Source organism: Rariglobus hedericola, from assembly GCF_007559335.1.
GTDB lineage: Bacteria > Verrucomicrobiota > Verrucomicrobiia > Opitutales > Opitutaceae > Rariglobus > Rariglobus hedericola.
This window is the reverse complement of record NZ_VMBG01000001.1, coordinates 801,982-823,972: the sequence shown is the minus strand read 5'-3', so window position 1 is coordinate 823,972 and position 21,991 is coordinate 801,982. Positions and strand designations below refer to the sequence as shown.

General features: G+C 62.6%; 13 protein-coding genes. 5 read left to right on the top strand and 8 right to left on the bottom strand.

Features of this window, described 5'->3' with window-relative positions:
* The first annotated feature begins 226 nt into the window (after positions 1-226).
* The 3 genes from FPL22_RS03745 to FPL22_RS03735 all read left to right on the top strand — a co-directional run bounded on the left by FPL22_RS03745 (position 227) and on the right by FPL22_RS03735 (position 6,183).
* Complete coding sequence (locus FPL22_RS03745) at positions 227-1,255, top strand: LacI family DNA-binding transcriptional regulator (RefSeq protein WP_144228763.1); 1,029 nt, start codon at positions 227-229, stop codon at positions 1,253-1,255.
* A gap of 89 nt (positions 1,256-1,344) precedes the next feature.
* Positions 1,345-4,671 carry a hypothetical protein gene (locus tag FPL22_RS03740; protein ID WP_144228762.1) on the top strand — a complete coding sequence of 1,109 codons (3,327 nt, stop codon included), beginning with the start codon at positions 1,345-1,347 and terminating at the stop codon, positions 4,669-4,671.
* Positions 4,672-4,773: 102 nt separating this feature from the next.
* Positions 4,774-6,183, top strand: a complete 1,410-nt coding sequence (locus tag FPL22_RS03735) for an MFS transporter (protein WP_144228761.1) — start codon at positions 4,774-4,776, stop codon at positions 6,181-6,183.
* Between the two features lie 233 nt (positions 6,184-6,416).
* Here FPL22_RS03735 and FPL22_RS03730 read toward each other — a convergent pair whose 3' ends face one another.
* The 7 genes from FPL22_RS03730 to FPL22_RS03700 all read right to left on the bottom strand — a co-directional run bounded on the left by FPL22_RS03730 (position 6,417) and on the right by FPL22_RS03700 (position 16,292).
* On the bottom strand, positions 6,417-7,565 hold the full coding sequence (locus FPL22_RS03730) for a PEP-CTERM sorting domain-containing protein (protein WP_144228760.1): 1,149 nt from the start codon (positions 7,563-7,565) through the stop codon (positions 6,417-6,419).
* A gap of 448 nt (positions 7,566-8,013) precedes the next feature.
* Entirely contained in the window at positions 8,014-8,793 is a 780-nt protein-coding gene (locus FPL22_RS03725; RefSeq protein WP_144228759.1) for a prepilin-type N-terminal cleavage/methylation domain-containing protein, read from the bottom strand.
* 65 nt (positions 8,794-8,858) lie between these two features.
* Positions 8,859-10,805: a beta strand repeat-containing protein gene (locus FPL22_RS03720; RefSeq protein ID WP_144228758.1), complete on the bottom strand. Its 1,947-nt coding sequence runs from the start codon at positions 10,803-10,805 to the stop codon at positions 8,859-8,861.
* 129 nt (positions 10,806-10,934) lie between these two features.
* Complete coding sequence (locus tag FPL22_RS03715) at positions 10,935-12,038, bottom strand: serine hydrolase domain-containing protein (protein WP_144228757.1); 1,104 nt, start codon at positions 12,036-12,038, stop codon at positions 10,935-10,937.
* A gap of 37 nt (positions 12,039-12,075) precedes the next feature.
* Positions 12,076-14,232 (bottom strand): hypothetical protein, encoded by a 2,157-nt coding sequence (locus tag FPL22_RS03710; protein ID WP_144228756.1) that lies wholly within the window; start codon positions 14,230-14,232, stop codon positions 12,076-12,078.
* Positions 14,233-14,254: 22 nt separating this feature from the next.
* Positions 14,255-14,881, bottom strand: coding sequence for a hypothetical protein (locus FPL22_RS03705; protein ID WP_144228755.1), 627 nt, complete (start codon positions 14,879-14,881; stop codon positions 14,255-14,257).
* Positions 14,882-14,912: 31 nt separating this feature from the next.
* The gene (locus tag FPL22_RS03700) at positions 14,913-16,292 is read right to left on the bottom strand and encodes a hypothetical protein (RefSeq protein ID WP_144228754.1); all 1,380 of its coding nucleotides are present in this window, start codon (positions 16,290-16,292) and stop codon (positions 14,913-14,915) included.
* Between the two features lie 201 nt (positions 16,293-16,493).
* Between FPL22_RS03700 and FPL22_RS03695 the strand changes: the two genes are divergently transcribed.
* On the top strand, positions 16,494-19,508 hold the full coding sequence (locus FPL22_RS03695; protein ID WP_162525175.1) for a glycoside hydrolase family 2 protein: 3,015 nt from the start codon (positions 16,494-16,496) through the stop codon (positions 19,506-19,508).
* Between the two features lie 15 nt (positions 19,509-19,523).
* The gene (locus tag FPL22_RS03690) at positions 19,524-20,972 is read left to right on the top strand and encodes a hypothetical protein (RefSeq protein WP_144228752.1); all 1,449 of its coding nucleotides are present in this window, start codon (positions 19,524-19,526) and stop codon (positions 20,970-20,972) included.
* Here FPL22_RS03690 and FPL22_RS03685 read toward each other — a convergent pair.
* The gene (locus tag FPL22_RS03685; protein ID WP_144228751.1) at positions 20,969-21,988 is read right to left on the bottom strand and encodes a LysR family transcriptional regulator; all 1,020 of its coding nucleotides are present in this window, start codon (positions 21,986-21,988) and stop codon (positions 20,969-20,971) included. The two genes, FPL22_RS03690 and FPL22_RS03685, sit on opposite strands and share 4 nt — an antisense overlap.
* Positions 21,989-21,991 lie beyond the last annotated feature (3 nt).

Genomic DNA, 21,991 nt, shown 5'->3' with positions numbered 1-21,991 from the left:
ACCAGGTGCTTTGGATGGATTTCAAAGAGAGTGCGCAGCGCTCCCTTCAGCGTTTGTCGGTTGTTGTGGAGCTTGCTCTCATGGGTCGATAAAGCATGGAGCTAAACACGAGTGGCATGATCTTCGCGTTTTACTGAATGGTCCATGTCAGGTTCTTATCGTGCTATTGAACGTTTGATCTGTAATTTTACATGGACGAACCCAGCCCGATTCCCATCCTGCTCGCATGTCAAGTTTACGTCCCTGTTACACCGGACGCCGCGCAGTATCCCTCAAGGACGTCGCCGCCGAGTTGGGTGTCTCCTATTCGCTCGTCTCGAAAGTCCTGAGCGGACGTTTGGGCAATACGGGGGTGCGCCCCGAGGTGAAGGAGGCTATTTTCAAAAAGGCCGAGGAGATGAATTATCGCCCGCATCCGCTCGCCACCGCACTCAAGCAGGGGCGGAAGGGTGCAGTTGGCGTGCTGGTGCATCCGATCGGCGAGCGGGGCAGTGAACTGGCGCACGATGTTTTGGAGGGGCTTTCGTCGGAACTGGACGACCATGGTCTGCGCATGTGGCTGCGCTTTTTTGAGACGGACGCGGATTTTACCCGGCAGTTTGACCAACGTATGCGAAGCGAAGTGGACGGCCTGATCGTAGTGGGTCTGCCGCATCCTTCGATTTACGATCTGTTGCTGGAGCTTAATCGCGGAGGGTTGCCGATTGTCACCGCGTTCGAAGAAAAGCCGATTGAAGGCGTGCCCAACGTAACTGAAAACACGGAGCGGCAGTGTTATTTGACCACACGCCATCTTTTGGCGCGCGGATGCAGTCGCATCGTTCACTTGAAAGGAACCATGCCCGCCCGCTATCAGGGATTTTTGGCTGCCCACAAGGATGCCGGAATCTCGGTCGATTCACGCCTGTTGTTTGACTGTAATGATTACCGGATTGAAAGCGGCGCACGCGCGGTGGGCGTGCTTCTGGATGCCGGCATTGGCTTTGACGGCATTGTGGCCCAGTCTGACCATCAGGCGCTTGGAGCGGTGCATGAGTTGATTCGCCGGGGAAAGCGCGTGCCGGAGGATGTGCGCGTCACGGGTGTGGACGATTCCGTGCTTTGCACGGCCTGCATGGTTCCGTTGACCTCGACGACCTCCGAAATGAAGCGGGTGGGGCGGGAAACTGCACGTCTGCTTTTTCAACGGCTTGAAGGAATCGACTGTGAATCCGTGGGCATTGAGCCGCGATTGGTGATTAGGGCTTCAAGTTAAGGTAAACTGCTTTCTTAAAGCGGGTAGCGTCATTATCACTTGTGCGTTGACGCATGTCACCTATCTAGTCACACGTTTGATATATTCCTATGAAACCTTGGAAATACCCCTGTGTTTATTCTGGCAGTGTATTGGTTGCGGTCTTGTGCCTGTTCGCCCCGCGGTGCGACGCCCAGGTTCCGTCACCCGAAGTTTGGGCTCAGCGGGGCGATGCGGTGTGGCAGCTCGCCACGACGAAAAAAAACGTGTCGCTGACGGGTGCCGATGGCCGCCGGGTTGAGGTGGCCGTGGTGGGTGCGGTGGATTTTCTGAAGCAGATTGATCCCGCGCAGGTGGAGATCGACGCGCAGTTGAATCCGGGGTTTAGATCAGCCTCGGGGGAGATGGTGAAGGACGACCAGCGGGAGATGGTGGACGCCCTCGACGGCCTGGGGGCCTTGCAAAGCGGCGGGACTTATCTGCGCCGGCCGGTCCCCTTGAACCGTGACGCGAGCGGTGCGCTGCTCGGACTGAAGGTGGCCGATGAGACGCGGCCTAACTCCAAACCCTTTCACCGCATCGGCGTGCGACTCGCAGGGACGCCGGCGGGGCGCCTCCTGTTTCTTTTCGAGATGACGGATGCCGACGGGAAAAACCCGGCGTGGTTTGCCCGTGAGTTTATTGCTCCCTTGCCCGGTTGTCCGTGGATGCCGACGCCGGAGTCGGTCACGGGTGACGGGCGGAAAATCCACCTGCGCAAGCTCGCGGTGTTTTTGATCGAGCCTTGGCAGGACCCGGCGGCGCGCATCCCCGCCAAGCTTTCGCGCGGCGATCTGAAGATCGATTTTGACGCCGCCGCGAAGGGACTGAACTGGGAGCAACTCAAGGACTGGATGACCGCCAATCTTAGCAACGAGACCGTGATCGCGGGACGGCCCTATGTCATTCAACTGCCCGCCGGAGTGATCAGCGACGCCGATGGACTGGGCATCTCAGCCAGCAAGTGGTCGAAGTGGGGCAAGGTCGTTTCCGAACTCGGCGAAGGGCGGAAGGTTTGGCTGGTCGGTCACCCGCAGACCACTATTCCGTGGCTTCGCACTTCAGAGGTGAACAATATCGGCTTTTTGTTCTGCCGGTTCACCCGGTTGGCCGACGACGGTGTCACCCAGGAGAAGGCAGCCAAATACGACACGGTTGTGATGCTCGACGGCCGCAACCTCGACTTCAGAAACAACTGGGTCGAGTGCCCGGACGGCGTCGCCTCGGGTGCCGTCATGGTGCGCAAGGTCACCCAATGCACGATCCTGGACAACCTCCTCGCCACCTCGGGTTCCACGATCACGACGCCCGGCGGCACGCAGGCCGTCTCCACCATCATCGCCCGCAACTGGTTCGAGCGCGGGCACGACGCCTTCCAGATGTATGGTGGTTGGACGGACTGCGTGGTTGCCTACAACCACGCCGCCGGTGCGAGTGGTTTCGCCAATCGCGAGGACGACAGCTGGCACCTCGGTGCGAATCTGCATTCGGACGATTTCCAATCGCAGGCGAACCAGACCGACATCCGTCCCCAAAGCTTCTACATCTTCAGCAATTTCTTCCAATTCGGGCGGCACAACTGGCCGGCCACGTGGCAGGAAATCGGCGGCGGCGTCCAGAACTTCATCATCGACGGCGACGCCTACAAAAACAGCGCGATCTACTGGAACGTGTTTCAGAACATCACGCCCGGCGGCCATCGCGGCATCATGTCGATCGCGCCCGACAAAGCCTTCGTGGTCGCGAACCCGAAAATGGACCAGAAAACCTACATCGAGAACCTCGCGATCATGGGCAACGCGTTCCTCGAACGTTGGGACAACTACAACCGTCCGCCCTACGGTTATTTCCGGCCCGCCTCCACGATCGGCGGAAAAATCGGCCAGCCCTTCTTCGAGTTGCTCAACTCCGAGAACGTTTACGGCATCGCCAATACCGACTTCATGCCCGCGCCCTTCAAGCAGACGGTGGACGGCCGGCCCGACGCCGACGCGCGCAAAGGCTGGCGCGCCAACGTGCCGACGCTCGCGGATGTTTACGAACGCCCCATTCTCTACACCGGCGAACTGAAGACCGGCTACAGACCCGACTTCTCGCGCACCACCTACGCCGGAGACAAGTTCCTCTCCGGGTGGGTGTCGCCGACCGACTACGCGCCCAAGCCCGCTTGGGTCGCCTCGCCCGGCGGAGCCGCGCGACTCACGCCGCTCTCCGAGCTGAAAAAAATCCCCGGCATGCCGACCGATCTGGCTGCCTTCCTCGGCGACCCGTCGCGCAAGGGAGGCTTCTTCGACGAGTTGTCCGGTCCCGTCGTGGCCGCCAAGAAAACCGTTTTGACGAATCCGTGGCGCGCCGGTTCGCCCGACGACGGCTTCCTGTTGCACGCGAAATTCCGCTCCGTCGGAAAACCCGGCACCTGGCGCGAGCTGCTCAGCGAAAAGAACTCCGCCGGCTCCTACCGCGTGGCGCTCACCGAGGCAGACACCGTCCGCTTCGAACTCTACAGCCAAGGACGTTTGGTCAGCCGGGTGGAATCCACCGACACCTTCAAGGACGGAGACCACCTGACGATACAGGTTTACACGCCTTATTTTCCCACGCCGCCCGAACACTATTACCCCTATGCGATGCTTCACAACGTCTTCGCCGAAGGCGTGCGCAAAATCCGCTACATGTCCGCCGACCGGCCGCCGACCGGCTTCACCGCGAAGGCCGACGAGCTGTATGTATGGATGGATACAACACGCCAGCACCGCTTCTTCGAGTGGCGCGGTGGCGAATGGCAGCCGGTGCTCGGCGGCGTTGATTCGGTTCACGCTTGCGCTATCCGCACCTTTTCGCTGCAACGCGACAAACCCTTCTCCGGGCCGAAGAGCACGCCCGCGTTCCGCCGAGATCTCTACCCCGTGGATGCCGGCCGCTGGTATACGCTGCACCTCGACGGACCCGGCGTGGACAGCACCTCCACGTGGCAGACCGACGACCTGCGCTGGGTGCGCGACGGCGTGCAGGCAGGCACCGTGCTGAGGAACGACGGAGGGCCCAAGCCGGTGGGCGCCAACAACGCCTTCAGCGTCATGCAAATGGCCTCCGGTCGCCCGCGCTGTTTCATCCGTCACAACATCGAGCATGCGGACAAACGCTGGGACTGGCAGTGGACGCCCGACGTGGATCTGCCGCGCGGCGAAGTCACGTTGTTCGGCAGCTTTGACGGCAGCTTTGAGAGCTTTCGCGTGATCCGCGGCGGTCAGGGTGAATACGGTCGCCCCGCCAACCTTCCCGCCTACCGCGCGGTGGAGAGCATGGCTTCGGCCCTGTCGTTCATCCGCACGCCCCTCGACGCAACCGGCCGCGCTCCCGGCTGGGGCAAACCCGACATCTATCTCAAAGGCCCATGACCGTTCTCCGTCGCCTCCCACGGCGCTCCGCCGTGATCTTCGGCATCCGCCTACTCTTGGTGGTGCTAGGTCTCTCGCTGCAAGGATTGAGATGCCCTTCTCATGAACAACGCAGAGCATAAGACCGCCACCAAAGACAAGATACCGCTTCTGGAGAAGCTGTTCTACGGAGTCGGTTCCGGCAGTTACCAGCTGTCCGGCGACGGCGTGAAGAGCCTGGCCAACCCGATTTACAACATCACGCTCGGGCTGAGTCCGTCGCTGATCGGTTTGGTGCTGATGATCTCGCGCATCTTCGACGCGTTTACCGATCCGCTGATCGGCCGCTGGTCGGACAACGCGCGCAGTCGTTGGGGGCGGCGACGGCCGTTCATTTTTGTCGGTTCGTTTCTCGCGGCCGCGGGTTTTGTGATGATCTGGATGGTGCCGGCGTCGTGGGCGGGGCAGACGCAGCCTCTGTTCATCTATTACCTGTGCACGATGCTGCTGTTTTATTTCTGCGCGACGATCCAGGTCGTGCCCTACCACACGCTGGGGCTGGAAATGACGGCGGACTACGACGAACGCACGTCGATCTCGGGCTACAAGATGGTGTTCAGCTTCGCGTTCTCGCTGCTGCTGCCGTGGGTGTTTCGGCTGGCCCAGTCTGAAGCCTTCTCCGGAGACACCATGGCGGGCATGCGTTATCTGAGCTACATTTTGGCGGGCGTGATCATCGTGGGTGGCATATTGCCCGCGATTTTCGTCAAAGAGCGCTACTACAAAGTCGCCCAAGGACAGGCGAAAACACCCTTCTGGCTCAGCGCGCGGCAGACCTTTGCGAATCGTGAATTCCTGGTGCTCACGGGGGTGATTTTGGTGAGCAGCTTCGGTCCGAGCATGGTCGGATCGCTGGCTCCTTACATCATCTACTACCACATGTATGGCGGCGACACGAAGGCGGGCGCCGAGATGGCGGCGATCGGGGCCAACGTGTTCTCGGTGGCCGCAATTCTGTTCACGCCGCTGATCGTCCGTTTGTCGTCAAAATGGGGCAAAGTGAAGGTGATGCAGGCGACGGTCTGGCTGGGCGCTTTCAACTCAGTGATGACGCTGGTGCTGTTCACGCCGGAGAGACCGTGGCTGGTGCTCGTTTATTTTTTCCTGCAGGCGCCGACCGCGGGCTTCTGGGTGGTGACCACCTCGATGAAGGCGGACATTTGCGACGATGACGAACTGCGTCACGGAACGCGGCGCGAAGGCATGTTCGGCTCTGTCGGTGGATGGATCGCCAAGGTTGGTCTGTCGCTGACCTATCTGTTGTCGGGCGTGATTCTCGACGTCACCGGATTCAACGTCGAACTCAAGGGGGCCCAGTCGCCGGACACGCTTTGGGAGATGAGGATGCTCTTCGCCGCCGTGCCCTTGGTCACCGCGCTGTTGTCGCTGTATTTCCTGAAAAAATACACGCTCGACCGCAAGCGCATGGCCGAGATCCGCGCGCAACTCGAAGCGCGGCGCGCTGCGATCTGACGGGGGCAGGTCGCTCCGCCACAGGGACAACGTCCGGGGAGGCGATGGGTCACGCGACGATGCGCGTTTACTATGATCAAGCGTGAACACGCATCCCGACTGCGGTGACCCAATTGCGCGATAATTAACAGGAAACCCTGCAGCGGATGGCTTTGATCGTTCCACAAAAAAAGACCCGCCTTTCACAGGCGGGTCCACTTGCGACAACCGGAGTTGTAAGAACCAAAAGCGTCTTAGGCTCGACGGCGACGAGCGCTCATAAAAGCGAAGACGGCCGCACCGGCGATAAGCGAGACACTTGAGGGTTCGGGTATCATGGAGGCCAATCCGGTCACGTCCAAGGTGATCGCGGTGGCGGAGTAGTTCAGTGTGAAATTGGCCGGATTGATCGCGGAACCGTTGAACAACACATTCGAAAAGGTGCCAACAATCGTCGACGTGGCATCCGTGCTCTCGAAAAGAGTGTAGGTGCCGTCTTGGATCACAGAACCAAGAATGTTCAGCGTGGCGCCGGACAGGATATTCAATCGGCCACCCGCACCCGCATTCAGACTCAGGACGACCTTGTCATTATTTCCGACGCCGCCAGAGCCGATTTGCATCTCGGCGATGCTACCCGCGTCCAAAGTGACGGATGCACGGTTCGTGGAGATGCCAGTCCCGCTATTGATGCCGGACCTGAAGGTTAGGGTGCCGATCTCGGAGCCGAAGGTTCCATTGCCACCGGCGGCCAGCTTAGCGGTATTACCAAAGGTCAGCGTTCCATAATTCATAACGGAAACGATGCCGGTTCCGCCAATCTTGGCACCATTGTTAACGGTGGACGAATTTACACCAAACAGCGAATTGGCCAGAATCGTATTGGCCGCCGTAAAAGATACCGCCTGAAGCACCGTTGCGGTATTGGCTCCATTCAGCACGAAGGTGCCACCTCCAGTGAATGTTTTGCTGACTCCGTTCGCCCAGTCGCCACTGGAAACAAGGGTGTTGCCCGAACCAATCGTCATTGTGAGCGTTGCGGATCCTGAAGAGGTAACTTTGGTGTTAATCGTGTTAACACCGGCACCGGCCGAGCTGATATTGGTCACTCCTCCATCAATGCGAAGGAGCCCACCACCCACGGAGTCGTTGATGGTCCAGCCTGCAGATTGAAAGTCCAGTCCCACACCAGTTTTGCTGGTTCCCAAAATGTCGGGCATATTGCTCGTGGGGGTGCCTGAGAAAACGGCGGTGCCATTGAATCCGGGAGCGTTGGCCGTCCAGTTGGAACTTGTGCCCCAGTTGGTGCTGGTGGCTCCGGTCCACGTTGTGTCGGCTGCAAAGCCGATTATCGGAACAGCCGCCAAGAGTGAGATGAGTTTTGGTAGGGTATGGGTTTTCATTTTGGAATGAGGGGTATGGATAAGCAGCCACTACGTTGCCGTAGCCCATGTGCCGCAACTATATCAGGGGTGAATACCACAGCTGAATCAAACGTGTGACTGATGGCAGTCATTGCAACCCTAAATTTCTTGTATCCGACTCTGCCGAGCAATCGGTGATCGGCCATGAGGCAGGGGCTCAGGTTTAATGCAAAACGAGTGGCGATGACATCGGTTTTTGCAGTATGCAAAAATAGCTGAGCAGTCTTTGGGATAAGACTGATGAGCGCCTGCTTGAGGATCTAGACTACAATCGCTCGGCTGGCTGCCTTCGTTGGTGACCGGACGCGGTCTGCGATGGCTATTTCGGACGAAGCATAGCGCACTGCCTTCACACAAACGATGATTGCATGGACGGGCATGTGCCGATCGGGATCGGCTCGGACCACATGCAAGCCGCATGGGCGGATCAGATCCCGGAGGGCGTGAAGTGCGCGTTATTATTGATCTTCGCTGCTTCGTCCTGGCTGAGGGACTGAATGTGACCGTCCATGAATACGACGTTCATCCGGCCTTTGTGACGGAAGGCGAAGGCGAGGGAGTTGGCCGACCAGGCGGGGGCACTGGCACCGTCACCCATGACAATCTGATCAAAAGGTGCGGAAGGCCCCACGCCGTCGCCGGGGCGTTCGCTTTCCAGCAAGAGCACGGTTTTCGCCGGATTTTGGAAGATGGCGAGGGGTTTCCCTTTCTGGTAGTTGAACAAGGGGCCCCAAGTGGGTAGCGGAGGGTTGCTGGTGGTATTGGTGTCGCCGGTATTGCCGTTCATGACATAGGCACGAGGATAGCGGGGGGTGGTGCCGAAGGGTTCCATGGAGGGGCAGTAGATCTGGCCGTTGACCGGAGTGTCACCCCACCGTTGGAGCGGGGGGCGGGGAGCGCTGAGGTTGGCCTCGAATACCATCGCATTAAGCGTATCCTGCCACGACGCGGAGGAGCCCCCCTGCGAGCGTTGCCCCCCGCCGGGGAACTGACCTTTGTTCTCGGAGGCGAAGATTTGGATGGCACCGCTGATCTGGCGGAGGTTGGAAACACAGGTGGATGCGCGGGCGGATTCGCGCACGGCACCGACGACGGGGATGAGTATCGCCGCCAGGATGCCGATGATCGCGACGACCGTAAGGAGCTCGACCAGAGTGAATGCACGCCTGCAGGCGGCGACGGAGGTTTTTTGGGATAGGGCTTTCATGTTTTCGAGGGGGTGAAACAGAAAGGAAGCCGTAGAAGAAACGACGGCTCCAGTGAGAGAGTAGTTCAGGACTGCTTGACGCGGCGGCGACGCAGGACCGTGCCGCCGAGTGCCAGAACGCCGAGAATCATCGCGGCGGTGGCGGGCTCGGGGATGGCGGAGACGGTGTAGGTGAGGTCGATCGATCCGTTTAATCCGTTGTAGGCGATACTGGCGCTGTCGATACCGGAGCCGAGGGTTCCGATGGTCAGGCCGCTGGCGAGGCCCGAACTGACAACCGAAGAGCCCGCGTCGCTGAAGAACTTGAAGAGGCTGACGGTGTAGGTGCCGGCGACTTGGGGGCCGGAGAGGGTCAGGTCGATGGCGTTGGAATTGAGCAGAAGGTCGCCGGTGGCGAAGTTCCAGAAAGCAAGCTGGTCGGACGAGCCGCCGTTGCCGGCGAGCGTGAAGTTGAATTTGGCTCCGGAGGCCATGTTGAGCACACGTGCACCGGTGCCGGAGATATTTACTCCGTCGAGAACGAAGGTGCCGAAGGTGGTGTCGCCGCCGGGGGCCAGGATGCCGCCGGATTGGACGAGAATCATGCTGGCGTTGTTGGTGGCGTTGAAACCCGCGATGCGGCCGGAGCCGCCCAAGGCAGCCCCCGAAGCCACCGTGTAGCCATTGCTAGTGGCGGACTGTGCATGAGTCCCGTTCACCAACAGCTTACCGCCGGAGACCGTGGTGGCCTTAATGTAGTTCATGGTCCCGGACAGGATCTGGGTGTTGGTGCCAGTCTTGACCAAGGCGATCGCGTTGCTGCTGCCGGCAATGGCACTGTCGCTGCCGATCTTGCCCGAAAATTCCGTGGTGCCGGTGGAAGACCCGCCGTCGAGGGTGAGCGTGAAGACGGTGGTGCCGGCGGACGGCACGTAGGTGACGGAGCCTGCACCCGAGAGCGTGCCTAGGGTTGCGGCCAGATTACCGCTCAAGCGTCCAATCAGGTAGCCGCCGTCATTCAACGTCAGATTCGTGGACGAGGTGAGCGCATTGCCATTCGCCACCGAGAGAAACGTGTTGGCGCCCATGACCACATCCAAGCCGCCTCCGAAGGTGCCGCCGTTTTCGACCGCGATACCCGCGATCTTGTTGGCATCGCTGCTTTCATTGAGGAAGGTCACCGTGCCACTGCCAGTCATGGTGCTGGTATTGGCGGAATTGAGGCGAATGACTTGGTTGGCATTCAGATTCTGGCCGCTGGCGTTGGGCATCGAAAGGCTGATCGACACATCGTTAGCCCCGAGATCCATGCCGCCGCTGAAAAGTAAGCCCGCCGTATTCAATGTTCCCGAACTGTTCGCCTGCATGGTGATGTCGCCGTTGACGAACACCTTGTTGGTCACAATTGAATTGATCGCGTAACTGTTGATATTGTTGGAGCCGCTTATCAAGCGCTGACCGCCAGTAAAAGTCAGGCTCCCAGAGCCCAAGGTGGTCGTGAAGGAGGTGCTGTCACTGCGGAAACTTAAGTGGAGGGCACCTGTCCCATTTAAGGTGATGTTTTCGGTCGCGTCGCCGGTAAAGAGCGTGCGCTGTGTGTTGAAAAACAACGTGGACCCCGATCCCAAATTCCACGTCTGGGCTCCGGCAAAATCGATCGTTCCGTTGATACCATTGGTGCCCGTAAAACTCAGCTGAGTGCCGCTTTCCAGTGTAAAGCCTTCCGTGCCCAATGTCATGATTCCGCTGTTGCTCGAAGAGGCTAGCGATACCGGAGCGGCCCCGCTCTGGAGTTTGATGCCAAGCAAAGTGGAACCGGTGTAAATAGGAGTGTTGGTCCCGTCCCAAATGCTGGTAAATACACCAATCTGAGTGCCGTTCGGAGCGACGTTTTCTGACCAAGCACCGGCCAAACCCAGTGCCGTGCCGTTATTCAACTTGGTGAGATCCGCGGCTTCAGCTGTTGTGGCGATCAAAGCGGCTGCGACCAGCGAAAATGCGGCGAAAGGCGAAGGGTAACGTCTGATATTCATATCAATGGGGAGGGGCAATTTTTAGGGGGTGAGCGAAACTAACTAGTATCGGCACGCAAAGGGGGCTGCTTTAATTCGTATCCAACCTTTGATTAAAGGGCGGATTGTCAAGAATGGCTTTAGTGAAACTCACAAGGCGATGCAGTCGATGAGGGTGGAAAGGATGCGGGCCGGGGTGGTGTCGCCGTCGCGGAAACGGTTTTTGGTGATGCCGACGGCGAAGCCTCGAGCGGGGTTGGCGTAGCCTTGCGAGCCGCCGTAGCCGCCGTGGCCGAAGGCGCTTTCCTCCGGGCCGATGTCGATGGCCGGGCCGCCTTGCATGTAGCCGAGGGTGAAGAGGAAGACGTTGCCCGGAGGAATCTCGGGGCGGGGCAGTTGCAGGGTCGTCGCCTCGCGAATGCGGGCCGGCGGGAGCAACTCGACGCCGTCCACGCCGCCGGGGAGAAGCGCGGCGTAGTGGCGGGCGATGGCGCGGGCGTTCATGATGCCGTTGCTGGCGGGCATGCAGGCGCGGCGGACATCGGGTTGGTTCATCCAGTTGTGAAGCAGTCCGCGCCACTGCGGAACCGTGGGACTGGGCGGGGGCGGCGGCTCGGCCGAGGCCGGGGGCTGTTGTTCGAGCGTGGCGACGTGCGGGGATTCGGAATCGGGCAGTCCGAAATACATCCCGTCGTCGATGCCGAGCGGGCCGGAGATTTCCTCCCGAACAAAGCGCGGGAAGGAGCGGCCGTCCACGCGGCGGATGAATTCACCGACGAGCCAGCCGTAGGTCATGGCGTGGTAGGCTAGGTGGGTGCCGGGCGCGGTGGCGGGCCGGGCGGCGGCGAGAGCGGCGCAGACTTGGTCCCAGTCGAGGGATTGCTCGTGATCGATTTCCGCCGGCACGGCGGAGAGGCCGGCGGTGTGGTCGAGCAGGTGGCGCAGCGTGATGCCGCCTTTGCCGTGGGCGGCGAATTCCGGCCAGACCGCGGCGACGGGAGTCTCGTAGGTCGTGAGCCCGCGTTCAACGAGGAGGTGGGCGGCGGTGGCGGTGACGCCCTTGCCGGTCGAGAAGACGGGGAAGAGCGTGTCGGCGGTGACGGACGGCGCGTCGGGCGCGCGCGACATCACTCCGGCGACGGCGTCCACCACGAGGCGGCCGCGGTGATAGACGGCGACCTGCAGGCCTCGCTCGGAGCCATCGGCCACGAGTTCGCGGAGGAGAGATTCGATGCGGGTTTGCGGGGAACTCATGGGCGATGCGTCGTATTCGTTTTAAAACTACGCTAACTCAGCGATGGTCGGCGACGTGGGCGGCGGGGGCTTTGTCGGCGGAGGTCAGCGCGATCAACGGGCGGCCGTTGCGAACGCCGGCCAGGGCGGAAGGCGTCTTTGCGTCGGTCGCGGGCGACCATTTCCAGAGGTCGGTGCCGGCGGGGCCGGTGACGGCGAGGAGCAGGGCGTCGCCGTCGGGTTTGGTGGCGAGGCTGACGCCGCGTTTCCACGGGTCGATGAGGACGGCGAAGCGGACGGGCTCGGGCGCGAGGGAAAACTGGAACTGGCGGGCGAGCAGGTGACCCCAGCGTCCGCCGACGAACCAGTCGTCGAGCGCGGCGTTGACCGGCCGATCGGCGAGGAACTGGAGCGGCACTTCGCGGCCCGAGGCGGCGACGACTTTGGCGCGGCCTTCCTCGGCTTTCACGAAACGGCCGTCGGGGATGAGTCCGCGCCAGGTGAGAGGTTCCTTGGCCGCGGCGGTGGGGCGCACGTCATCCAGGAGCAGGATGTAGTCGCCGGGGAGCCAGACGGCGGTGCGGCGGAAACGGTCGAGCTTGCCGCGATAGGCGGGGCCGGTTTCGCCTTCGATGATGGCGCGGCCTTGGGCGTCTTGTTTCCAGCCGGTGAGGTAGGAGAGCTCGCGCATGTCGCCGTCGGCGACGGGCTGGGTCCATTCGTCGTCGTCCATGATCTGGCCTTCGGTGCCGATGGTGAGCGTGTTGTTGTCGCGGGTGAGTTTGTGGGTGGAGTAAACGCCGGGGTGGAAAATTTTATCCGCGCCGACGGTGAGGGAGAAGGCGTTGGCATCGGGATCGTCGTGGGCGACATTGACGTAGTGGGGCTTGCCCTTGTCGTCGGCGTAGGCGTGACGGTAGGCGTTGAGCGCCTGGCCGCCGTAGGGGCCGCATTTGAAGGTGAAGATGACGGCGTCTTTTTCCCACGAGTCGCGGAAGGAGGCGGCGCCGAGGTCGGGGAAAAGGTGGGTGGTGGGAATGGCGCGGTAATCGCCGCCGGTGAGGGTGGGATCGTAGTAGGCGAGAAGCGTCCACGGCGGCAGGACGGGGCGACCGTCGGCGCCGGGAACCATCATCAGCTCCATGCGGCGTTGCAGGGCGGCCTGGGCGTTGGCGTCGCGCGAGAGGCGGGGGCCGGCGAAAAAGGGCGCGTCATCGTAGTGGAAGCGGAGCGTGGCGTTTTGGGCGTCGCCGAAACTCACGAGGCTGTTGTCGGCGGGGACCCAGTAATAGAGTTGTTGTTTCCACGTGGCGGCGAAGCCGGGGTGGCGGGCCATTTTGGTGCCGAAGCCGTTGTCGAGGATGACGGCGGCGTCGTAGAGGGAGCGGAGGCCGAACTGCTGGTAGCCGGAGCCCTCGTGGCAGTCGCCCTCCTCGGGATACCATTTCATGATGAACTCGGCTTCGGCCTTGAGTTCCTTGCGCAGGTAGGCGGTGTCGAGGCCCGGCTCGTCGGCGATGGCGAGGACGGCGGCGGCGAGTCCGCGCAGGCGATACCAGCGGTGGTTGGGGGCGGGGTCCTGCTGCCAGTATTTCACGACGCCTTTGGCGAGTTGTTTGTGGCCGAGGTAGAACATGCGGCGGGACTGGACGAGCAGGCGTTCGGCGACCTGGCGGCGGAATTGCGGATTGAGGTCGGCGTAGGCGGCGTCGAAGAGCACGGCGACGGCGAACATGTTGCAGGCGGCGCCCATGTTGGCATCGAGCTCGACGGTGTCGGCCCAGTAGGGCTGCTCGAGCATGCGACTGAGGACGTTGGAGATCGCCTCGAGCGTCTGCGGGTTGGGTTCGAGCGCGTAGGCGTAGGCGAGGGAAGGCCACTGTCCGCTGGCCTGGGCGAGGGCGGGCGTGTCGTTCATCACCATCGGGAGCGGGTTCTCCTTCGGCGCGCGGTAACGTTTGGAGTCGGCGATGATTTTGTCGGCGGTCTGCTTGAGCAGCGGCGAGGCGGCGACGTTGGCCTTCATCTTGGCGACATCCTGCGCGGTGAAGAGCAGGCGCGGATGTATGCCCTTCATCGCGGGCAGGAGCGCCGGCGCGTCCGGCGTGGCGGGATCGGCCGCGGGGATTTGGGAGAGGTTGCTCTCGTAATCCACCTTGGCGGCGAAGGCAGGAACGGCGAGCAGGAGGGCGAGGGAAGAAAGGAGGAGGCGCATGGGAAAACGGGTGGGCGGGGGGTTAGTCAACGACGACGACGCGGTCGATGATGAGGGTGTAGTCGCGGGTGTTGTTGGTGGCGTTGGGGGTTCCGTTCCATTGGAAGCCGAAGCCGTGGATGGGCGGGCGCGGATTTACGCCCCAGTAGGTGAACACGATCATGGGAATGCGCAGGGAGATGGTCTCGGACGGGGTCTTGCCGCCGGGGGCGCCGTCGGCGAGGCCGGCGCGGGCGACCTCCTTCTGGTTTTCGTCATAGAGGATGAAGGCGTTCCAGAGGTTGTCGGCGCGGCGCGAGTTGACCTGGCCGTTGCCGAAGGTGGAGCGGTTGGCGCCTTCGAGGCGGAAGGTGATAAGCACGGCGGCGTGCTCGGTGACGGAGAAGGACGGGGCGAGCTTGGGATTGGCCGCCCAGCCGAAGCCGGTGTCCACCGTATCATTTCCGCTGATACGGACGACGAGCGAGCCGTCCGGGCCGCGCTCGAAGGGGTATTTGCCCTTGTTGAAAAAGGTGATCTCGGCAGGCGGAGTTTTTTTGTCGAAGAGAACCATCTTTTCGACGGGTGGCAGGCTGACGTCTTTGACGACGGTGAAGGCGTGCAGGGGCAGGGCGACGAGGAGCAGGGAGAAGAGGGCGGGGAGTTTCATGGGCGGGGAAGGGCGTGTGGGCGGAGAGAGGTTAGCGAAGATTGGGGCGGTGGGCATTCCACATTGCGACGAGGAAGGGGGAGGGCTGGTTGGCGGGCGCGGGCTCGGCGAGCCGCCAGGTCATGAAGCGGTCGGCGTAGTCGAAAAAGGCGTCGTGATTCCAGGCCTGCTTCAGGCCCATGGCGCGTGCCGCGAGGGCGAAGGCGGGGTTGACGGCGCCGTTGATGTCGCGATAGGTGGCGGTGAAGTGGGCGTTGTCGGATTGCGGGTAGGTGCCGTGGCGGATGCCCCACTCGGGCGTGCCGATGTCTTTCTCGGCGTAGGGAACGAGGGTGGCTCGTTTGTCGGGTTTCCAATCGAGGCCGCCGGTGAGATTGACCTCGGCACGGGTGACATAGAAGTGCTGCTCGTTTTCCTGAAAGCGGGTGGGCCAGCGACCGGCGTCAAGCATGTGTGCGTCTTTGATCAAGGCGCCGGCGAAGAGGATGGGCCACTTGCGGCCGAGGCCGTGGCCGCCGTCGGCGGGCCAGCCGCCGCCGTTGTCGGCTATGCCGGCGGAATCGATGCCGTATTGGACGAGGCCGATGATCAGGTGATTCTTGTCGGGGTTGGCTCTGGGCGCGTCGTCGTCGGTAAAGAGGCGCAGGGTGGCGTCGCCGACGAGACGGCCCATGTCGCGACCGTAGTTGGGCATGTTGAGCGAGGGATGCGTCCAGTCCGCCTGCCAGCCGTTGACGTGATCGATCCAGGACCGGGCAAAGGCGTTCGCGAGCACATCGAAGGCGGGCGGCGTGACACCGGCGGGGAGTGCGAGGCGGGGGAGCTTCTTGTAGTCGAGTTGGGAAGCGCGGAACTTGATGGATTTGTCCGCACCGGAATACGGCGGGCGGAAGGCGTCGGAGGGCGGCACGGCAGACAACACGGTGAGCACTGCGGCTGAGCGCAACGTGGGGCGCGGTGTGTTGGTGGCGGGATTAAAGCGGGGCGTGCCGGGCTCGGTGTCGGTGGACGAGTTGTAGAGCCAGCTGACGGTGGAGACGAGCGTGGTGCCGGGGGGCAACGCCAGAGGGTTGTCGACCGATAGCGGACGGCCGTTGGGCAGGGCGGCGTTTAGGGCGGCGACGTAGTTTTTGAGGCTGCTCTCGTAGCCCTGCTTGGCGTCAGTCCCGGGGTTGACCATCGAGCCGCTTTGGCCGGGTCGTGGCGTGTAGTCGGGGGAGCTGAGCGTGTTCGTGATCGAAGTCACGGTCACCGGCCCGATCACCCACGGATCTCCGTTCACGAAGGCACCGGTCTGGCGCGATTCCATCAAAGTCCAAGTAACACCGTTGGACGTGACCGACGTGACGGCCCGCAAGCTCGTGAACCCGGAGACGAGAAGGAGGAGAAAGCAGAAGATGCGAACAGGCATCGGTGAGGACGGAAGGGGGAGGCTTATGCCAGCATGCAGCCCGAGGAGGACACGCGGGCAGGGGGTGAAGAGGACCGCCAAAAAAGTTATTTTACAGACTTGCTGTCAACGCCTAAAATCACTCGTTTGATTCACGAGAATTTCCCTGAACTCGGCCCCTCAATGATCGGCCGCATGGAATGCTCCCTTTCTATCTCCCCAATGAAGCATCTGAACTCCTCCCTGGCTCCCGCCTCCCGGTCGTTTGCCCCCGCTTCCCCGACGAGGGAAGTGCGCTCGCTCGACGGGTGCTGGCACCTGGCGTTTGATCCGGAGAATCAGGGTTCGGTCCAAGGCTGGCAGGCCGTATTTCCCGAAGAAGCGATCGAGGCGGATGTGCCCGCCGTTTTGGAATTGGTGCGGCCGGGCTACGATGGCGTGGTCTGGTATTTGCGTCGATTTGAGCTGCCCGGAGACTGGGTTGATCGCACGCTGCGGCTGCGTTTTGACGCGGCGCAGTATCACGCCGAAGTCTGGCTGAACGGCGTTCGCCTCGGCGCGCATGAGGGCGGCTTTTTGCCGTTTGAGTTCGATGTCTCCTCCAAGGTGTGTGCCGGTGAGAATACCGTGGTAGTGCGTGTGGTGAATCCGCCGATGGACCGCGAAATCGATGGATTCCGTTGCGGAGCGCCGCTCAACCAAGGCCCGATTCCGGTGGGCAAGGCGGGCTGGTATTACAATTTCGGCGGACTTTGGCAGAGTGTGAGCCTCATCGCGACCGACGGGCTGGCGATCACACGGATCACGCCCGAGCCCTCACTGGCGCGCGACGAAGTGGTCGTGAAGCTGGCCGTGGGGCTGGTGGCTGAAGCGGGTTCCTACGAGATCGCCTGCGAGATTGTGGATGCGGACGGTTTTTGCCCGTGGCCTGTTGCCCGCATTCGTCGTCGGCTCGGACTGGGCGTCAATCAGCTGAGCCTGCGCATCCCGTTGCCCGGTGCGCGGCGTTGGTCGGTCGAGGATCCCTTCCTGCACACGGTGCGGGTGACGGTGAGTCGCGACGGGGGCGTGTGCGACAGCTCTAGCGTGCGTTTCGGGATGCGGGAGTTCACCGCGCGCGGCGGGCGTTTCGAACTCAACGGACGCCCCGTCATGCTGAAGGGTTTCCTCCACCAGGGTTCTTATCCGCGGTCGCTGGTGCGTCCGCAGGACCGCGCCTTTGCGGAGCGCGAGTTGCGGTTGGTGAAGGAAAACGGCTTCAACTTCATCCGCGCCCACTTGCAGCCGGCTCTGCCCGAGTGGCTCGATCTCTGCGACGAGATCGGTCTGCTTGTCATGGCCGAGCCCCCGATCGGCTGGATGGAACGCACGCCCGAGGCCGAGCAGCGCGCCTGGCGGGAAATCAAGGGCTTGGTGGAACGTGACGCGCACCATGCTTCGGTCGTCGTGTGGTGTCTGATGAACGAGGTCTTTCATCTGCGCGGGTTTTCTCCGCAGGTCGTGATCGGCATGACCACGCGATGGCTCGCGCGGTTGCAAAAACTCGATCCGACGCGTCCGGTCATCGATGTGTCCGGCGGACACGGCATCGCCGAGGGCGGTGGTGCCGCGGACATGCTGCCGGATACGGCCAGCCAGGGTCGAACGGCGCTCATGACGCTGCCCGGCGTGCCAGGAACGCAGCCCGTGCTCGACGCGCACATCTATCACGAGTTCCCCGTGCCGGAGGAGATGCTGCGCCGGTTCCGCGAGGTGGGACGCGAGGGTCCGTTGTTTTTCATCAGCGAATACGGCGCGCCTCCGGTGCCGCCTCAGTTCGATGAAGTCATCAAGGGTTACTCCGCCGAGGATCGCGCGGCCGGTTTGGAGGATTACCGTTTGCACGCCGATTTCGCGGACTCACTTCAACGCCATTTCCGGCACCCCGCGTTGGTCCAAGCCTGCGGGACGCCGCGTCGTTTTATCGAGCAGTGCAACCGTCTTCGCGCCGACGAGGTTTACGCCATCACGACCGCGTTGCGCTGCAATCCGCGTATGGCGGGCTACTGTTTTTGCCAGCTGGCCGATGCCAGTGGCGAGCTGTTCGGCGCGGTCGATGTCTGGCGGCGTCCGAAGGCGACCCTGCAGGCGATCACCGAGGCCTCTGCTGCCGGCACGCTCGCGATCGTCACCTCTCCGCGTGTCGCCGCGCCCGGTGCGCCGGTGGAATTGGAGTTGATCTGGCTGGGCGGAGGCGACGATCAGGTCTCGGCCAAACAGGCCTATTGGTCGCTGGAGCTGTCCATCGACGGCGTGGTGGAGAAGCGTTGGCGTGGACGTTTTCAACCCGTTTCGGGAACGCCCCGGGTGCTGTTGAAGAAACAACTGCGTGCTCCGAAACGGGCCGGACTCTGGACGTGGCGTGCGGAGGGACAGGCCGGGGACCTCGTGCTGCACGGACGTCACGAGATGCGCGTGGTCGCTCGTCCCCCGCGCGTGCGCACGGCGGCGGTGGTCGGCGTCCCTGACTCGGTGCTGGGCGCTGCCCTGGGCAAACTCGGTTTTTCGCTCACGCCCTTCGGCAATAATTGTCGCGAGGCCGATCAGCCGGTCTTTCTCGACCAGTCGCGCGTCTGTCCCAGCCGTCAGCTCTGGTTCGAGGAGATGGGGCAATTGCGGAAGATGCTCCAAATCGGCGGCTGCGCGGTGCTCTTCAACCCCGAAATGGCGCTCCTGCGTGAGGTGATCCCGGAGGCGGCGGTGCGGATGCAGCCCATCATGCGCGCCGTCGGCCATGTCTCGAACGAGGTCTTTGGTGACCTCGCGGGCAACGGGCTCATGGACTTTTCATGGGCGGAGCTGATTCCGGGAAAATACGACCGTGTGGACGATGTCGATGCAGCGGGCGGGCGCGTGCTGGCCGGCGCGCTTTCTTTCAACATGTGGACACGGCCGGCCGCTTATTTCCATGGCGCGTCGGTTTACTCCCTGCCGGTCGGCCGCGGAACGCTGGTGGTCTGCCATCTGCAGATTCTTCCGGCGCTCGCCGCCGGAAGGCCGGAGGCTGAGGCGGTGCTCGCCTCGCTTGCGAAGTTCGCGACGGGCTGTATCCGGAAGCCAGATACGAAGAGACTGCTGTCGCGCTGCATCGACCCGCTGGTCGCGGATTTGACGGCGTCGAAGATCATGGCGGTCTCCGTCGCCGCTCCGGGCGCGAAATCGGCACGCAGCGAGAAACGCCGACTCGCGACCAAATAAACCAGACTGAATCCGATGGCTCCTTCCCGTCCGCTGTTTCGCAAGCCGTCCGGCCTGCGCGGTCTGGCGGCTTTTATTCCAGCTTTTCTTCTCGTTCTGGGCGCGCCTCATCCGGGCCAGGCCAAGGGCACGGATACCAAGTCCGGTGAGGCCAAGGTGGTTTATGCCGCCTCCGACGACGCGTTGCCCGCAGGGGATAAACTGATCGTAACCGCGTTCATTCGCCACGCGGTTGAGTTCGCCAAGCAGCGTAATCCCGAGCGCGTTTCGCGGGATTGCGCGCGCAGCCCGGAATCTTTCGCGTGGGTCGATTTTCGCTACCTGAACTGCCTGAACATCTCCTACGAGCTGACAGGCGACACCCAATACCTCGATCTCTTCCGCGATACGTTCCGGCTCTATCTCGACATCCTCCGGCCGGCTTCGGACGGCTTTCTCGGGTGGATGGGCTCGCCGATTCCTTCGCGCCTGTCCGCCGACAATCCCACGCTGCAAATCGACGAGCTGCAGATGAGCTTTCGAGCCATCTCCATCCTTTCGCGCTGGATCGAACTCGCCCGCGTCAGCCCGTCCTACGCCGACCAAAACCAGGAGACGATCAAAGCCTACCTGGACCTGATGGAGTCGCAGCTTTACCCTAAGTGGGACAAGCGCGGTTATTTTGCGGAGACGGGCGAGGGGCGAGGGGTTTATCGCGGACTGGATTTTCCATCCGACGGTTTTTTGACGCTCGCGCATGAAAAAACTGCGCTGGTGGTGGATGGTTTGCTCGCGCTTCACCGTGTGACGGGCAACGACTCTTACCTGAAGCGCGCGCTGCAACTCGGTGCGCGTTTCAAAGACTGCCTGTCCCTCGTTGACGGTCACTACGAATGGCTCTCGTGGTGTCCGGCGGGGCCATGGGACGTGGCACCCGGCGGCGCGGACGCGTGGAAAGTGGGCTGGATGGCTCCGGACCCGAGGGGCGAATGGTATGCGGCCGGTGTCTCCATCGCCACCAGCCTTTACCGGCATGGCCTGCTCTTCACCGACGAGGATATCGGCCGCTTCCTGCGCACCCAAAAAGAGATGTGCTGGAACGGAGACACCGAGCGTCCCGCCTACCGCACGGTTTCCGGGCAGGCCAACAAGTTCACCGTCGGCCGTTTTCTTTCGTATCAACTCGCCCACTACGACGAGACCCTTTCGCGCCTGGCGTTTCGCGGCCCGCACGAGGAGGAGGCCGGGCGGAACGCTGCGTCTTCCTGGCTCGGCGGCGCGGATGCGCAGGACTATGTCCGGGAAAAGTTCGTGGTGGCGCCGGGCATCCGAGCAAACCCCAGGTCCTTCGAATGGGTCGGCCGGCGTTTTCTGGAGAACCCGCCCAACCGCGCGTTGCACGAACAACTGGATCGCGAGCGCACCACGCCGGATGTGAAGGTGCCCTGCAAGCCGAGTCAGGTTTCGTTTGCCGCCGCTTTTTAGGCTCGGTTCACGCCGTTTCCGGACTGCTTACTCGCTCGGGGCGGAAGCACTGTCTCGCCGAGTGCGGCGGGCAGGAGGCGGCGCATGGCGTCGACGAAGGCGCGCAGTGCGGGCGGATACATTTTGGCGTAGGGGTAGGCGATATGCACCGGTAGCGGTGCGGCCTCCCATTCGGGCGTGAGTTGCCGGAGCGCGCCGGAGGCGAGGTCCTCGGCCACCAGCCAGCGCGAGACCACGGCAACGCCGAGGCCTTGGAGGGCTGCCTCGCGCAATGCGTAGAGATTGTCGGTGACGAGGCGCGGACGCAGGGCGACGCGGCAGGTTTCGTCACCCCTGCGCCGGCGCAGCGTGATCTCGCGGTGGTAGTAGGTCTTGATCGCGAGCCAGGGCAGGCCGGCGAGTTCGCGCGGCCTGGACGGAAGGGCGCGGCCCTCCGTCACGGACGGCGCGGCCACCACGATGCGAGGCACCTCGGCCAGGCGCACGGCGACGACGGCGGCGTCGTGCACCTCGCCGACATGGATCGCGCAATCCACGCCTTCGGCCACGAAGTCCGGCGCGTTGTCGCGCAGCAGCCATTCAACCGTGACCTTCGGGTGGCTGCGTAGAAAATCCGCCAACGGGCCGATCAGCAGGCGCTGGCCGAAGGCGTGGGGCACCACCACGCGCAGCAGGCCGGCGGGCTCGGCTCCGGCCCCGCGCAGCTCCGCTTCAAATTCGGACCAGCCGGCCAGCAGCTCGAGTGCCCGCCGGTAGCAACGTTCCCCTTCGTCGCCCAGGCGGATGCCGTGGGTGGAGCGATGCACGAGCCGACAGCCGAGCTGCCGCTCCAATTCCTGAAGCCGCCGACTGACGGTCGGCTGAGTGGTGCCGAGCGAGGCCGCCGCGGAGGAGAGCCCGCCCGTCTCCACGATGCGCACGAAGGTTTGCAGCAGGTCGAGCCGGTCGGCTCCGCCCGCAGGCGAAGCGGAGCGGGCAGGGGAGGTCGCGGGACGAGAGGGGCGTGATTTGGCCATGCG